This window comes from Myxococcus sp. CA056 (assembly GCF_013336715.1).
GTDB lineage: Bacteria > Myxococcota > Myxococcia > Myxococcales > Myxococcaceae > Myxococcus > Myxococcus llanfairpwllgwyngyllgogerychwyrndrobwllllantysiliogogogochensis.
The window spans coordinates 1,065,710-1,080,668 of record NZ_JABUMT010000002.1; the positions used below are offsets into that span (position 1 = coordinate 1,065,710).

At 70.1% G+C, this 14,959-nt stretch carries 11 protein-coding genes; 7 read left to right on the top strand and 4 right to left on the bottom strand.

Features of this window, described 5'->3' with window-relative positions; all coding sequences use genetic code 11:
* Positions 1-99: 99 nt before the first annotated feature.
* Genes modA through modC form a run of 3 tightly spaced genes read left to right on the top strand, consistent with a single transcriptional unit; the run spans position 100 to position 2,602 of the window.
* Entirely contained in the window at positions 100-861 is a 762-nt protein-coding gene (gene modA, locus HUA76_RS12020; protein ID WP_217439538.1) for a molybdate ABC transporter substrate-binding protein, read from the top strand.
* Positions 858-1,535 (top strand): molybdate ABC transporter permease subunit, encoded by a 678-nt coding sequence (gene modB / locus HUA76_RS12025; RefSeq protein WP_174454169.1) that lies wholly within the window; start codon positions 858-860, stop codon positions 1,533-1,535. Before modA ends, modB begins: the two co-directional genes overlap by 4 nt.
* Complete coding sequence (modC, locus tag HUA76_RS12030; RefSeq protein WP_217439539.1) at positions 1,508-2,602, top strand: molybdenum ABC transporter ATP-binding protein; 1,095 nt, start codon at positions 1,508-1,510, stop codon at positions 2,600-2,602. The genes modB and modC overlap by 28 nt, the downstream gene beginning before the upstream one ends.
* 157 nt (positions 2,603-2,759) lie before the next feature.
* On the opposite strand, the gene HUA76_RS12035 is transcribed toward modC, so the two are convergent.
* From HUA76_RS12035 to HUA76_RS12050, 4 genes are all read right to left on the bottom strand, one after another.
* Entirely contained in the window at positions 2,760-4,787 is a 2,028-nt protein-coding gene (locus HUA76_RS12035) for a glycosyl hydrolase family 18 protein (protein WP_174460888.1), read from the bottom strand.
* Positions 4,788-4,982: 195 nt separating this feature from the next.
* Positions 4,983-6,146: an N-acetylglucosamine-6-phosphate deacetylase gene (gene nagA / locus HUA76_RS12040; protein WP_174460889.1), complete on the bottom strand. Its 1,164-nt coding sequence runs from the start codon at positions 6,144-6,146 to the stop codon at positions 4,983-4,985.
* Positions 6,146-7,183 carry an SIS domain-containing protein gene (locus HUA76_RS12045; protein ID WP_174460890.1) on the bottom strand — a complete coding sequence of 346 codons (1,038 nt, stop codon included), beginning with the start codon at positions 7,181-7,183 and terminating at the stop codon, positions 6,146-6,148. The genes nagA and HUA76_RS12045 overlap by 1 nt, the downstream gene beginning before the upstream one ends.
* The gene (locus HUA76_RS12050; protein WP_246137350.1) at positions 7,180-7,965 is read right to left on the bottom strand and encodes a GntR family transcriptional regulator; all 786 of its coding nucleotides are present in this window, start codon (positions 7,963-7,965) and stop codon (positions 7,180-7,182) included. The genes HUA76_RS12045 and HUA76_RS12050 overlap by 4 nt, the downstream gene beginning before the upstream one ends.
* Before the next feature lie 271 nt (positions 7,966-8,236).
* Here HUA76_RS12050 and HUA76_RS12055 point away from each other — a divergent pair, with 271 nt between their 5' ends.
* From HUA76_RS12055 to HUA76_RS12070, 4 genes are all read left to right on the top strand, one after another.
* Entirely contained in the window at positions 8,237-9,124 is an 888-nt protein-coding gene (locus tag HUA76_RS12055; RefSeq protein WP_254614142.1) for an N-acetylmuramic acid 6-phosphate etherase, read from the top strand.
* On the top strand, positions 9,121-11,700 hold the full coding sequence (gene ptsP / locus HUA76_RS12060; protein WP_174460892.1) for a phosphoenolpyruvate--protein phosphotransferase: 2,580 nt from the start codon (positions 9,121-9,123) through the stop codon (positions 11,698-11,700). Before HUA76_RS12055 ends, ptsP begins: the two co-directional genes overlap by 4 nt.
* 30 nt (positions 11,701-11,730) lie before the next feature.
* On the top strand, positions 11,731-13,446 hold the full coding sequence (gene nagE, locus HUA76_RS12065) for an N-acetylglucosamine-specific PTS transporter subunit IIBC (protein ID WP_371745524.1): 1,716 nt from the start codon (positions 11,731-11,733) through the stop codon (positions 13,444-13,446).
* Positions 13,447-13,531: 85 nt separating this feature from the next.
* Complete coding sequence (locus tag HUA76_RS12070) at positions 13,532-14,905, top strand: carbohydrate porin (RefSeq protein WP_174454176.1); 1,374 nt, start codon at positions 13,532-13,534, stop codon at positions 14,903-14,905.
* Positions 14,906-14,959 lie beyond the last annotated feature (54 nt).

Below are 14,959 nucleotides of genomic sequence, written 5' to 3' on the forward strand. Positions count from 1 at the left end.
AGGGCCCCACGGGTCAACCCGTTGTCACGGCGTGGGCAGCCGTGCGGACAATGCGCTCCCCGTTGGGGGGAGCAAGAGGAGCGTCCAGGAGTGCGTACCATGTCCAGGCTGTGCGTGCTGACCCTGATGCTCCTGGGAGGAGCCGCGAACGCCGAAGAAGGGCTCGTCTTCGCCGCGGCCAGCACCACGGACGTGCTCCAGGAGCTGCGGCCCGCCTTCACGAAGGCCACGGGGCATTCAGTGGTGTTGGCGCTGGGCTCGTCTGGAGACCTGGCACGTCAGGCGATGGCGGGAGCTCCGGCGGATGCCTTCCTCTCGGCGGATGTGGCGAGGATGGAGGCCGTCCAGAAAGCGGGTCTGGTGCAACCCGGGACGCGAGTCGACCTGTTGTCCAACCGGCTGGTGGTCGTCATCCCGCTCGACTCGAAGCGGAAGCTCGTCGGGCCGGAGTCACTGAAGGGGTTGAAGCGGCTGGTGTTGGCGGACCCCGCCATCGTCCCCGCGGGGGTGTACGCGAAGGCGTGGCTGGAGAAGGCGGGGCTGTGGAAGGACCTGGCGCCCCGGGTGGTGCCGGCGCTGGATGTACGGGCCGCGCTGGCGGCGGTGGAGGCGGGCCGCGTGGATGCGGGTGTGGTGTATGCGACAGACGCGGCGCAGTCGAAGAAGGTGCGCGTGGCCTTCGAGGTCCCCGCGACGGACGCGCCCCGCATCGTCTATCCGGTGGCGGCGCTGACGAAGGGCAAGGCACCCGAGGTCGGCCGGGCCTTCGTGCGCTTCCTCCAGTCCGAGCCCGCGAAAGCGGCCTTCCAGCGACATGGCTTCGTCGTGCTCGCTCCAGATGGTGGAGAGTCCGCGAAGTGACGGACGACACGACGGGACTGGTGCTCTTCACGGTGACGGTGGCGGCGGTGGCCACGCTCATCATCCTTCCGCCCGGAGTGGCGGCGGCGTACGCGCTCGCGCGCTGGCGAGGCCCGGGGCGGGGCGTGGTGGACACGGTGCTCGCGCTGCCGCTGGTGCTTCCTCCGACGGCGGTGGGCCTGGTGTTGCTGGAACTCCTGGGCCGCAATGGTCCGTTGGGACGTTTGCTGGATGCGGTGGGCGTGGAGGTGGTCTTCACGCCCGGGGCGGTGGTGCTGGCCAGCGCGGTGATGGCGTTCCCGTTGCTGGTTCGCTCGGCGCGCTCGGGCTTCGAGGAGGTGGACCCGAGACTGGTGGCGGTGGCGCGCACGTTGGGGGACTCGCGGGCACGGGCGTTCTTCCGAGTGACACTGCCCCTGGCGTGGCGCGGGGTGGCGGTGGGCGCGCTCCTGGCCTTCTCTCGCGCGCTGGGTGAGTTCGGCGCGACGGTGCTGGTGGCGGGGAACATCCCCGGGCGCACGCAGACGTTGTCGCTCGCCATCTTCCAGTACACGCAATTGGGGCAGGACGCGCAGGCGCTCCGGTTGGCGGGTGTGGCGGCGCTCCTGGCCTTCGTGGCGGTGTATGCCACGGAGGGGCTGACGCGATGGCGGGGACGGCGGGTGAGCGCGTGAGCCTGGAGTTGTCCGTGCGCTTGCCGCTGGCGCGCTTCGCGCTGGAGGTCGACGTGCGGTTGGAGGGCGCGTCGGTGGCGGTGCTGGGCCGCTCGGGCTCCGGGAAGACGTCGCTGCTGGAGATTCTCGCGGGGCTTCGACGCGGCGCGCGCGGGCGAGTCGTCGTGGGCGGGCGCGTGCTTCTGGACAGCGCAGCGGGCGTGGACATGGCGCCGGAGGCACGGCGCATGGGGTACGTGCCGCAGGACGCGCTGTTGTTCCCGCACCTCACGGCGGAGCAGAACGTGCGCTATGGCGCGCGCGCGGGCCGGCCGTCGCGTGTCGAGGAAGCCGTGGCGCTGCTGGAGTTGGGGCCGCTGCTGCACCGTTATCCGGCCACGTTGTCGGGAGGCGAGAAGCAGCGCGTGGCGCTGGCGCGAGCGCTGGCCACCGACCCGGCGCTGTTGTTGCTCGACGAGCCGCTGGCCGCGCTGGACGTGACGCTGAAGGAGCGCGTGCTGCCGTACCTCTTGCGCGTGCGGGACGAAGCGCGCGTGCCGATGTTGTACGTGACGCATCAGCTTGGCGAGGCGCGGGTGCTGGCGAAGGAAGCCCTGCTGCTGGAGGACGGGCGCGTGCGAGCGGCGGGGCCCGCGTCCGAGGTGCTCGGTGCGTCCGCGCGCGGACTGCTGGCTGCGGAGTCCGAGGGTGAGGAGAACATCCTCGAAGGCGTGCTGGAGCGACCGTCCGAGGGTGGCACCCGGTTGCGGGTGACGGAAGGCTTGTCGCTCTGGGTTCCCGATGCACCGGAGTTACCGCCAGGCACGAGAGCGGCCTACGCGGTGCCAGCCGAGGACATCCTGTTGTCCATGGGGCCGCTGTCGGGAGTGTCCGCGCGCAACGTGCTTGCGGGCACCGTGGTGGGCGTGGAGGGCGCGGGGGCACGGGAGGCCGCGGCCACGGTGGACATCGTGGGCACGCGGTGGGTGGTGCGACTCACCGAGGCCTCGGTGCGTGAGCTGGGCGTGGCCTCGGGAGTCCGTGTGCATCTGGCGGTGAAGACCGCCGCGTGTCGCCGGTTGCGGTGAGCGCTGGGGCTCGGCTGCTCGTGGGAGACATGCCGTGGTGCGTTCGCCGGCTTCAGGCCCGCCTCGCAATCCACGGCCTGCTCACCCCCAGGGAGACGAGACACCGGACCGGGTGTCCCGTCGCCTGGAAGCGGGCTGTCACATCCGTCGGGTGTCCTCAGTGCAGGCGCTGGTAGAGGACGTCGACGAGGGTGCCGTCGTCGCCGCTCAGCTCCCAGAACATCGCGCCGCCCAGGTTCTTGCTCAGGATGTAGTCCGACTTCGCGTGGAGCGTCTGCGGGTCGTCATACGCAATCCACACCCCGGTGGACGGGCTGTAGACGTAGGCCTGCTTCGCCTCGGGGTGGGTGAACTTGGTGTACCCGGAGCCGGCGCGCTCGTAGTTGGCCTTCACGTCCTTGTAGTCGAACACGCCCGTCAGGCCGGACTGACCATCATCCCAGGTGCCGCGCGTTGGCACGCCGCTCTGGAACAGGCCGTTGTTCACGTTCGGTACGCCGCCCCAGCCACGGCCGTAGAACGGAACACCGACGACAATCTTGTTCGGCGCGACGCCCAGTTCGAGCATCTTCGCCACCGAGCCGTCCGTGTAGAAGCCCGTGTTCGCCATCGGGTCCCCCGTCACCCGGTTGAGCGCCGAGTGGAAGTTCACCGTGCTCTCGAAGGCGCCGTGATAGTCGTAGCTCATCACGTTGATCCAATCGAGGATGTTGGACAGGTTCTTCGTCTCCTGCTTGTTCGCGAGCAGGTCCGGCGACGCGCCCGTGGCGATGGTGAGCAGGTACGGCTTGCCCGTCTGCGTCGTCACCGCGTTGAGCTGGCTGCGGAACTCCGCCATCAACAGCGTGTAGTTCTGCTTGTCCGCCGGGCTGTTGGTGTTGCCGGGCAGGCCGCCGCCCACCGGGTACTCCCAGTCGATGTCGATGCCGTCGAAGACGCCCGCGCCATTCACCGGGTCCACGCCGGGGTACTGGCCCTTGATGAACAGGTCGACGCAGGACTTCACGAACGCCGTGCGGGACGCCGCCGAGGCCGCCACCTGTGAGAAGTACTTCGACCACGTCCAGCCACCGACGGAGATGAGCACCTTGAGGTGCGTCTGCGTCCGCTTCAGCTCCTTGAAGGCGCGGAAGTTGCCGCGCAGCTGTCCCGGGTCCCACTCGCCCGCCCAGCCGCCGCCCTTGTCGATGTCCGCGAACACGTCACCGAGCACGCACCTGCCATCCGCGGAGATGTTGGAGAACGCGTAGTTGATGTGCGTCAGCTTGGCCGCGGGGATGTGGGCGACCTGGTAGTTGCGGCCGTAGATGCCCCACTGGGTGAAGTACCCCACGATGCGCTTGCTCGGGTTGCCGCCGGGAATCGCCACCGTGACGGGGACCTCGCGGGTCCCCACGTTGCCGGCCGCGTCGAAGGCCCTGAAGACGTAGTTGTAGGAGCCGTTCTGCCCGGAGCTGGAGAAGCTGCGCGTGAAGCTGTTGCCCGTGGAGACGACGGTGCCATTCTCCAGCAGCTCCACCCGCGACACGCCCACGTTGTCCGTGGCCGTGGCCGTCAGCGTGACGGAGCCCGGGGCGGTGATGTTCGTGGTGCTGGCATTCAGCGTGACGGTGGGCGCGGTGGTGTCACCGGGAATGGTGATGGCCACCGTGACGCTGACCTGCTGCGTGCCCACGTTGCCGGCCGCGTCGAAGGCCCTGAAGACGTACGTATAGGTGCCGTTCTGCGCGGAGCCGGAGAAGTTGCGCGTGTAGCTGTTGCCCGTGGAGACGACGGTGCCGTTCTCCAGCAGCTCCACGCGGGATACGCCCACGTTGTCCGTGGCGGTGGCCGTCAGCGTGAGCGAGCCCGGCGCGGTGATGTTCGTCGCGCTGGCATTCAACGAGACGGTGGGCGCGGTGGTGTCACCGCCTCCCGAGGGTCCCAGGTCCAGCCACAGGGCCGCGACGGCCGGAGGCGTCCAGTCCGCCTGTGACGTGTGCGGCTGACGGCACTGGTAGAGCCGGCCGCCGTAGGTGACCTGCGCACCCACCGCATAGGCGACGCCCACCGCCCACTCCGCGAGGAGCGGGGCCTTCATCACGCTGCCCGGGCCCTCACCCTGTGAGGAGGAAACGTCCTGTCCACAACCGCTCGCGGACAGGGCTGTCACCATCAGTCCAATGAACCACTTGCTGCGACGCATGCGTGCTCTCCTCGGTGCGAGCCCCACGCGCACCGCGCGTCGTTCACGCGGGGTCGACTCGGGAACTCGTTTCCAGGAGGGAGGCTTGGACCTATTTTTCCGGGTTAATGCCTTGCAGCATCAGGATGCGAAAGGAATGTGAGGCTTTGCGGTGGACGGTGTGGATGGAAGAACACGCGCCCGCCGGAAGCGGCCTCAATGCCACTGTTCGATTCCACCCACCCACGTGGCCTGCACGGAGAGGTCCTCGCGCAGCAAGGTGAGGTCCGCGCGATGTCCGGCGGCGAGCATTCCCAGTCGCCCTTCCAACCCGAGCACCTGCGCGGGATAGAGAGACGCCATGCGCAGCGCTTCCTCCAGCGGGACACCCAGCAGGTGGATGCAGTTGCGCACCGCCGCTGACATGTCGATGTCCGCGCCCGCCAGCGTCCCGTCCTCTGTCACGAGCCGACCGTCCCGGCGCAGGATGGTGTGGCCGTACAGCGTGAAGGTGGTCTCGTGGGTTCCCACGGGAGGCATCGCGTCCGTGACGAGCAGGACCTTGCCGCGGGGCTTGGCCTTCAAGAGCTGGCGCAGGTTCGCGGGGTGGACGTGGTGGCCGTCGACGATGACGCCGCACCACGCCTCGTCGGCGCTGAAGCCCGCGAGCACGGGGCCGGGCTGGCGATTGAGCACTGGGGGCATCGCGTTGAACAGGTGCGTGAAGCCGCGCACGCCCGCCGCGATGGACTCCAGGGTCCGCTCGAAGCTCGCCGCCGTGTGGCCCGCGAACAACACGGCTCCGGCGTCGCTGAGGCGTCGGAGGAAGGTGTCCTCCACGCGCTCTGGTGCCAGGGTCATCAGGAGCCGTCCGCCCGCGCGGGACAGGCGCTCGGCGAGCGCGGTGAAGGACTCGAGGTCGCTCGCCTCGGGCTGACGGATGTAGCGCGGCGCGTGGACGCCGGCGCGCTCGGGGCTGATGAAGGGGCCTTCCAGGTGGATGCCGAGCACCCCACTGCCGGGACGCGCCATCGCCTCGGAGGCCGCCTCGCAGGCGCGCGCGGTGAGGTCGGGCGCGTCGGTGATGAACGTGGGGAGCAGGCCCGTGGTCCCCGTGCGACGCATCGTCGTGGCGATGGCGAGCGCCGCGTCGACGGTGGGCGACTCGTTGAACAGCACGCCGCCCGCGCCGTTGACCTGGAGGTCGATGAAGCCCGGGACGAGCAGGGACTCGGAGGGCAGGGTGCGCGCGGTGACGCCCACCGGGGCTTCATGTCGTGGCACCACGGCGACGATGCGCTCGGCTTCGAGCACCACCGCGTGCCCGTCGAGAATGTGCTCCCCAGTGAACACGCGGGCACCCAGCAGGACCTGTCTCATCACACGGTCTCCGTCACCTTGCGCAGATGGGCGGGTGCATCGGGGTCCAACCCGCGCGCCGTGGCCAGCCGGTGGACCGCCAGGTAGAAGCTCTGCACCTGGCACAGCGGGGCCAGCGCCACCGGCACTCCGGGCACGGTGGGAAGTGTCACGGCGCCGGGGACAGGGAGCACGGAGCGCACGTCGGCGCCCAGCTCCAGCATGCGGCGCACCACGCCGCGTGTCCCCTCCGCCGAACCGTCCTCCTGTCCCAGCGCGAGCACGGGGAAGCCCGGCCGCACGAGGCCGAGCGGTCCGTGAAGCACCTCCGCCGCGCTGAACGCCTCGGCGTGCAGTCGGCACGTCTCCTTGAGCTTCAACGCCAGCTCGAGCGCGGCGCCGAGCCCGCTGCCCCGACCGACGACGTAGAGACTCTGGGCCGGGGCCAGGGTCTCCAGCCCGGGCCACCAGTCGAGCGCGCGCGCCGCGTCCAGTGCCTCCGGGAAGGCGGCCACCGCTTCGTGCAACCTCGCATCCGAGGACCAGTGCGCCACCAGTCGCAGGAAGGCGAGGCCGGAGAGCAGATAGGACTTGGTGGCGGCGACGCTCCGCTCCGGGCCCGCGCCCAGCGGGAGGCTCACGTCGCACAGCGCGCTCAGGGGCGCGGCGGGCTCGTTGACGAAGCCGACGACGAGCGCGCCACCCGCGCGCGCCGCCTCCGTCATCCGCAGCAGGTCGGGACTGCGCCCGGACTGGGAGACGGCGATGAAGAGCGCGTCGCGCAAGTCCAACGCGTGCGCGCCGTAGATGGACGCCACGCTGGGGCCCACCGAGGCGACAGCGCGTCCGAGCGTCGTCTCGATGAGATACTTGCCGTAGACGGCCGCGTGGTCCGAGCTGCCCCGTGCGCAGGTGACGACGAAGCGCGGAGGATGGCGGCGCAGGCGCTCACCCAGCTCCGCGAAGGCATCCTCTCCGTGGGCCAACTGGAGCCGAGCGACGTCCGCGGCCTGCGCGGCCTCGCGCGCCATGATGGGAAGGTGCGCTGACGGGGTCATCGGTTCGGCTCCTGGGGCCCGGCGCCCCCGCTCATGTTCAGCTCCACGACGAAGTCATAGGCGTCGCCCCGGTACTGCGAGCGCACCAACTCCAGCGGCGTGCCGTCTTCCATCAGCGTGCGGCGTTCGATGTAGAGCGCCGCCGCGCCTTCCGGCACGCGCAGGTGTTCCGCCTGCTCCGCGGTGAGCCGCACCGCGGTCAACCGCTGGAGCGCGCGAAACGGCGTGAAGCCCCGGCTCCGCAGCACTCCGTACAGCGAGCCCTCCACCGTGCGCGGGTCCGGCAGGAAACGCGTGGGGATGACGGCGAGCTCCAGCGCCATGGGCGTCTCGTTGGCCGTGCGCAGCCGGTGCAGCCGGCTCACCGTCGCTCCCGGACTCAGCCCGAGCGACATCGTCTCTTCCGGCGTCGCCACCGTCACCACGCGCTGGAGCCACACCGAGCCCGCTGACAGTCCGCGCGAGGCCATGTCGTCGGAGAAGCTCGTCAACGAGGACAGCCGCTGCTCCACGTACGGCACGCGATTGACGAACGTGCCCGCGCCTTGGCGCTGCTGGAGCAGTCCTTCCGTCTGGAGCTCGCGCAGCGCCTTGCGCACCGTGACGCGCGAGACGCCGAACCGCTCCACCAACTCCCGCTCCCCGGGGAGCGCATCCAGGTGTCCGAGCTGCCCACCGACGATGAGTCCTCGCAGGTGCCGCGCGAGCTGGAGATAGAGCGGCATCGGCAGCGCGTTTGAAATCGCGCCCTTGTCGAAAGGGTCGGCTCTACGTGGGTCCACCGACATCGCTCCTCTCAGGTGTCGAACCAGTCGGATACCACTATAGCACCAGCCAGTATTCCCGACCAACCAGAAAGCTCGGTCAGTCAGCCATCCCAAGTGGCTGAATGTACTTGGGAATATCGGCATGGACGAAGTCGCATGTCGCACTGCGTCTCTGGAAAAAGCCGACTACTCCTTGAAATCAGGATTTTTGCTGGTATTGTCATTGAGTCCAGTTTGATACCAGTTGTTGCCGGGGGGCACAGTCATGGCGGAGGAGACGGAGCACATGGCTCGTCGTTTCCAGGGGTTGGACACCTGGGGGACGGCCGAGACGCTGGAGGCGCTCTGGGGCGGTCAGTCCCGGGCGGTGGCGGCCTGCCTGTCCGCGTTGCCGGCGTTGGGCGCGGCGGTGGAGGCCACGGTCGACCGGCTGGCGAGGGGCGAGGGGCGGCTGGTGTACGCGGGGGCGGGTTCGTCGGGCGTGCTGGCGGCGCTGGACGCGGTGGAGTTGGGGCCGACGTTCGACTGGCCGGCGTCGCGGGTGGCGGTGGTGATGGCGGGAGGGTTGGACCTCTCTCACGGGCTCGACGCTGTCGCGGAGGATGACGAGGGCGCGGGTCGGGAGCGTGCGCTGCGGGCGCGGCTGGGACCCGAGGACGTGGTGCTGGGGGTCTCCGCCAGTGGGCACAGCGCCTTCACGGTGGGCGTGTTGGACGTGGCGCGCGGTCGCGACGCGCTCACGGTGGCGCTGACGTGTCGCGCGAAGTCGCCGCTGGCGCGTGTCGCGGCACACGAGGTGGTCGTCGCCTCGGGCGCGGAGGTCATCGCGGGCTCCACGCGGCTGGGCGCGGGGACGGCGCAGAAGGTGATGTTGAACCTCTTCTCCACCTCCGTCATGGCGGGGCTGGGGCGCGTCTTCGACAACCTGATGGTCGATGTGCGGCCGGAGAACGCGAAGCTGCGTCAGCGCTGCGTGGCCATGGTGGCGCGGCTTGCCCAGGTGGATGAACTCCGCGCCGCCGAAGCGCTCACGGCACACGGCACCGTCAAACGCGCGGTGCTGGGACTCGCGGGGCTGGATGTCGCGCGAGCGGACGCGGCCCTGGAGCGCGCCGGGGGCAACCTGCGGCTCGCGCTGTCGGCGCTCTCCTCGGAGGAGGTAGACCCCTCATGACTGGACTCCCGCTGAAGCTCGTCACCGCTCGTCCTTCCTCGGCCACGCTGCTGCTCTCCTCACCGCTGTCGGGCTGGGCGGCGCGGCTGGAGGAGGTGCCCGACCCGGCCTTCGCCCAGCGCCTGGCGGGTGACGGCATCGTGGTGGACCCGACCTCCGCCGAGCTGCGCGCGCCCTGCGACGGTGTCGTCATCTCCATCCACGCCTCGCGCCACGCGTGCACCCTGCGCGCCGAGACGGGGGCGGAGATTCTCCTCCACATCGGCATCGACACGGTGGAGCTGCGCGGCGAGGGCTTCACCGTTCATGTCCAGACGGGCCAGAAGGTGCGCACCGGAGACGTGCTGATTGGCTTCGACCTGGACTTGCTCGCACGCAAGGCGCGCAGCCTCCAGACGCTCATGCTGGTGGTCAACGCCGAGGGCTACACCGTGACGGAGCGAGTGGAGGGTCGCTCGGTGTCCGTCGGGGAGCCGTTGCTCGCCGTCACGGGGAGCGCGCCGGTGGCGCCGGAGGGAGCGCGTGAAGAGGGTGCGACGAGGCAGGTCCGGCTGCTCATCGCGCATGGGTTGCACGCCCGTCCCGCGGCGGCGCTCGCCCAGCGGGCGCGGCAACACCCGGGCACGGTGCGCGTCGCCTGTCATGGGCGCGTGGTCAACGGCAAGAGCGTGTCCGCGCTCATGGGTCTGGGGGCCACGCACGGAGACCTGCTGACCCTTCACGTGGAGGGAGAGGCGGCCGAGTGCGTGGCGCAGGAGCTGGCGGAGTGGGTGGCCAGTGGACTGGGCGACCCGACGACGCCCGTCGCGGAGTCGGTGATGACCGCGCGCGGCATCACCCCCGTGCCCGTCGCGCCTCCGACCTTCTCACCTGGAAAGGAGCTGCTGCTCGAGGGCATCGTCGCGTCGCCGGGCTCCGCCGTGGGGCGGGCCGTCCGGGTCATCGACCTCCCCGTCGACCTGCCCGAGCAGGGACTCGGCGTGACGCTGGAAGAACAGCGCCTGTCGGAGGCCCTCGCCCGCGTCCGGAGGGAGCTCGAAGAGGCGATGTCCGCGACGCCCGGGAATGGAGGCGCCCGCGCGGATATCTTCCGGGCGCACCTGGCGCTGCTGGATGACCCGGAGCTCATCGAGGCCGCGAATCGCGAGCTCGCCGTCGGACGTGGCGCGGCCTGGGCGTGGCGCGCGGTCGTCGAGCGACAGGCCGCCGTGCTGCTCGGCCTGGAGGACGCGCGACTGGCGGAGCGCGCGGGGGACCTGCATGACCTCGCGCGCCGCGTCGTCGCCGCGTTGACGGGGGAGGCCAGCTCGCGGATTCCCTCGACGTTGCCGCCGGAGGCCATCCTCGTCGCGGATGAGCTGCTGCCTTCGGAGCTGGCCGCGCTCGAGCCTCATCGCATCGCCGGCATCTGCACCGCGCGGGGTGGGCCCACCTCGCATGTCGCCATCCTCGCGTCGGGCATGGGCCTCCCCGCCGTCGTGGCCCTGGGGAATCAGGCCCTGGGCATTCCGGAGGGCGCGCCGCTCGTCCTCGACGGAGACCGGGGCGAGGTGCGGGTCTTCCCCTCCGAGGAGACGCGTGAGGCCACCCGGCGCGCGATGACGTCGCGCGCGGCCCACCGCCGTGTCCACCTGTTGACCGCGCACGAGGACTGCCGCACCGCGGATGGAGTCCGCATCGAGGTGCTCGCGAACCTCGGTCGCCCGGGTGAGGCCGTGACGGCTCGTGACAAGGGCGCGGAGGGCTGTGGCCTCTTGCGCACCGAGTTCCTGTTCCTGGAGCGGGTCCGCGCGCCCGGTGAGGACGAGCAGTTGGCGCGCTACCAGGAAATCGCGGACGCGCTGGGCGGGCGGCCCGTGGTCATCCGCACGCTCGACGTCGGCGGTGACAAGCCGCTGGCCTACCTGCCACTGCCACACGAGGACAATCCGGTGCTGGGCCTGAGGGGCGTGCGGGTGTCGCTGCGAGAGCCCGAGCTGCTGCGCACCCAACTGCGCGCCATCCTCCGGGTCCGTCCCGTGGGGGTCTGCCGCATCCTCGTTCCGATGATTTCCTCGCGGGCGGAGCTGCGCGCCGTGCGCGCCCTTCTCGAATCGGAGCAGCGCGCGCTCGGCCTCACCGCGCCGATTCTCCTGGGCGCCATGGTGGAGGTCCCCGCCGCCGCGGTGCTCGCGGACCAGCTCGCCGCGGAGGCGGACTTCCTGTCCATCGGTACCAATGACCTCACGCAGTACGTGCTGGCCGTGGACCGAGGCAACCCGCACCTCGCGGCGCGGCTGGATGGCCTTCATCCGGGAGTGCTGCGACTGGTGGCGAAGACGGTGGAGGGCGCGCGGGTCCACGGGCGCCCGGTGGCGGTGTGTGGTGGCGTGGCGTCGGAGCCTCGGGCCGCGCCGCTGCTGTTGGGGTTGGGCGTCACGGAGCTGTCCGCCACGCCCTCGGTGATTCCCGACTTGAAGGCATTCATCCGCACGCTGTCCCTCGCGCGCTGCGAGCAGGTCGCGCGTGAGGCCCTGGAACTGGAGAGCGCGGAGGCGGTGCGCGCTCTGGTGTCGAGCACCTGGCCCGGGCTGTAGCCCGGCTCCCAACCCTGGAGGTACGTCGTGGTGAGCAACTCGTTTGCTGGAGTGCAGCAACTCGGGCGTGCGTTGATGTTGCCCATTGCCGTGCTGCCCATCGCGGGCCTGCTGCTGCGGTTGGGGCAGCCGGACCTGCTGGACATCGCCTTCGTCGCGGCGGCCGGAGACGCCATCTTCTCGAACCTCGGCCTGCTGTTCGCCGTGGGCGTGGCCGTCGGCTTCGCCAAGGAGAACCATGGCGCGGCGGGGCTTGCGGGCGCGGTGGGCTACTTCATCATCATCCAGGGCACGCAGGCGCTGGTGACCATTCCGCCCGAGGTGACGGCGGGCCTGGAGGGCGCGGCGAGAGACCTGGCGCTGTCCACCTTCAAGACGCGGCTGGCGGCGAAAATCAGCACGCCGGCCGGCATCCTCGCGGGCCTGAGCGCGGGCCTGCTCTACAACCGCTTCAAGGACACGAAGTTGCCGGAGTACCTGGCGTTCTTCGGAGGGCGCAGGTTCGTTCCCATCGTCACCGGCTTCGCCTGTCTGCTGTTCGCCCTGGCGTTCGGCTTCGCCTGGCCGGTGGTGGAGCTGGGGCTGGATGGGGCCAGCCGCTCGGTGGTCTCCGCCGGAGGACTGGGGCTGTTCCTCTATGGCTTCTTCAATCGACTGCTCATCGTCACCGGGCTGCACCACATCATCAACAACCTCGCCTGGTTCGTGCTCGGTGACTTCAACGGCGTGACGGGAGACCTGAAGCGCTTCTTCGCCGGGGACCCGTCGGCCGGCGCGATGATGGCGGGCTTCTTCCCGGTGATGATGTTCGGTCTGCCGGCGGCGTGCCTCGCCATGTACCACGCGGCGCCCCAGCGCAATCGCGCCAGGGTCGGCGGCGTGCTGCTGTCCATGGCGCTCACCTCCGCGCTGACGGGAGTCACCGAGCCGGTGGAGTTCGCCTTCATGTTCCTGGCTCCGCCGCTGTACCTGCTCCACGCGGTGCTGACGGGCATGTCGCACGTCATCATGAACGTGCTCGGCGTGAAGCTCGGGTTCGGTTTCTCCGCGGGGCTGTTCGACTACGTGCTGAACTACGGCAAGTCCACCCAGCCGCTCCTGTTGCTGCCCGTGGGACTCGCCTACTTCGGCGTCTACTACGGCGTGTTCCGCTTCATCATCGTCCGCTTCAACCTCAAGACACTCGGTCGCGAGGATGAGCTCGCCGCCGTGAGTGCCCCGAGTGAGGGCCGGAGCCTTCCCGCTCCGGCCCTGGCCCGAGGCGAGGCGTACCTGAAGGCGCTCGGAGGCGTGGCCAACCTGAAGGAAGTGGACGCCTGCACCACGCGCCTGAGGCTCCAGGTGGTGGACTCGGAGCGTGTGGACGAGGCCACGCTCAAGCAGCTCGGGGCGCGCGGTGTGCTGCGTCCCGCGCGAGGAAGTGTGCAGGTCATCATCGGTCCCGAGGCGGACCAGCTCGCCGCCGAGGTGAAGCAGGCGCTCCAGGGCGCCGCGGCGCCCGGGGCCGAGCACCGCACCCTGGCGAGGGCCATGCTCGACGCCCTGGGTGGCGCCGCCAACGTGCGCGTCGTGGACAGCTGCACCACGCGGTTGCGGCTGAGTGTCGCGGACGCGTTGCTGGTGAATGACGCGAAGCTTCAGGGGCTGGGGACGCGAGGCGTGGTGAAGCCCGTCAGCGGCAGCGTGCAGGTCATCCTTGGTCCCACCGCGGAGCGTGTCGCGGACGAGCTGCGCGCGATGCTCTAGCCCCCGACTCCCCATTCTCTCTTCCAACCGAATGAACCCCTCTCTCGGGAGGGGTGCTGGCCGTGCCTTGCCCGGAGGTTCACACATGATTCCCGGTGGCCCCTCAGTCCCGTTGTTCCTCGGTCGTTCCTCGCGTCCGCTGCTGGCCGCGCTCTGCCTGCTGTTCGCACTTCCCTCGAGCGCGCAATCCCTGGCGGACCGGCTCGACTTCTCCATGTACGGCCGCGTCGGCGTGGGCTGGGCGCCCACCAGCGGCGAGTTCATCCAGGGCAAGACGTTCAACCTCACGGGCCGCTCCGTGGGAGGACGGCTGGAGGAGGGCGACTATCTGGAGCCCTCCCTCAAGCTGCACCTGCTCAAGCCGGCCGAGGGCAGCGTGGATGCGCCCTACGCCTACGCGGTGCTGACGCCCGCGATGTGGGCCAACAACGGCCTGTTCATCGGCCTGACGAGCAATCGCTTCAGCTCCACGCTGGCGCTGGAGTTGGGAGAGGCCTACGTCGCGGCGGGAAACATCCTGGTCCCCGGCCTGAAGTTCTGGGGCGGCGTGCGCTTCTATCGCGGCACGAACGTGTACCTGGCGGACTACTGGTACTTCAACAACCTGTCCGCGCAGGGGCTGGGAGTTCAGTACGGGCCCATCGACGTGGCGGTGCTGCTCCAGACCTCCGCCACGCTCGCGGAGTACGCGGTGGACACGGATGGCGATGGCGAGCCGGACCGCCGCCGTCAGCGCACCGTCATCGTGGGCCAGTACACGCACACCTTCCAGAGCAAGCACGCCATCCATCTGCTGACGGAGATTCACGCGCTGCCCGAGGCGGCCTCGCTCGCTCCCGCCGACGCGCGAATCCTGCCGCCGGACGTGGGCGTGGTGGGCGGCGTCAAGGGGCACGTGGAGCTTGGCAACGGCAGCTTCAACGACACCTCGGTGCGCATCGGCAGCCGCATCGCCAATGGCAGCCTCGCGGGGCTCCCGACGTGGAACACGTATGGGCTGCCCGCGGCGAATGGCCGGTACTCGGGTGCGTATGGCGTGGAGGTGGTGAATCACCTGCTCTACAACGTGAACCCGCTCTTGAGCGTCAACGCCTACGGCACCCTGCACGCGGGCCGGGGCGCGAGCGGCGCGGTGACGGACCGCTATGTCGAGTACGCGCTGGGCGCGCAGAGCACGTTGTACCTCCATGACCAGTTCCACCTGGTCAACGAGGCGAGCTTCCAGGGCTTCCGCGAGGGACATCAGCGGTACGGGACGGCGCTGAAGCTGTCGCTGGTGCCCACGCTGGTGCCCACTGGCAAGCGCGACGTCTGGGCCCGGCCGCACCTGCGGCTGTTCTACACGCTGGCTGTCTACAACCAGGCGTCGGTCGACCGGCTCATCTCGCCGTACCTCCAGACGGTGGGCGGCTCCACCGTGGGCCACTACCTGGGCGCGCGCGTGGAGTGGTGGCTCTGACCTCCCGCGCGACACCCCATCCACAGTTTCGTTTCAGGGCCACGCTCGACGTGG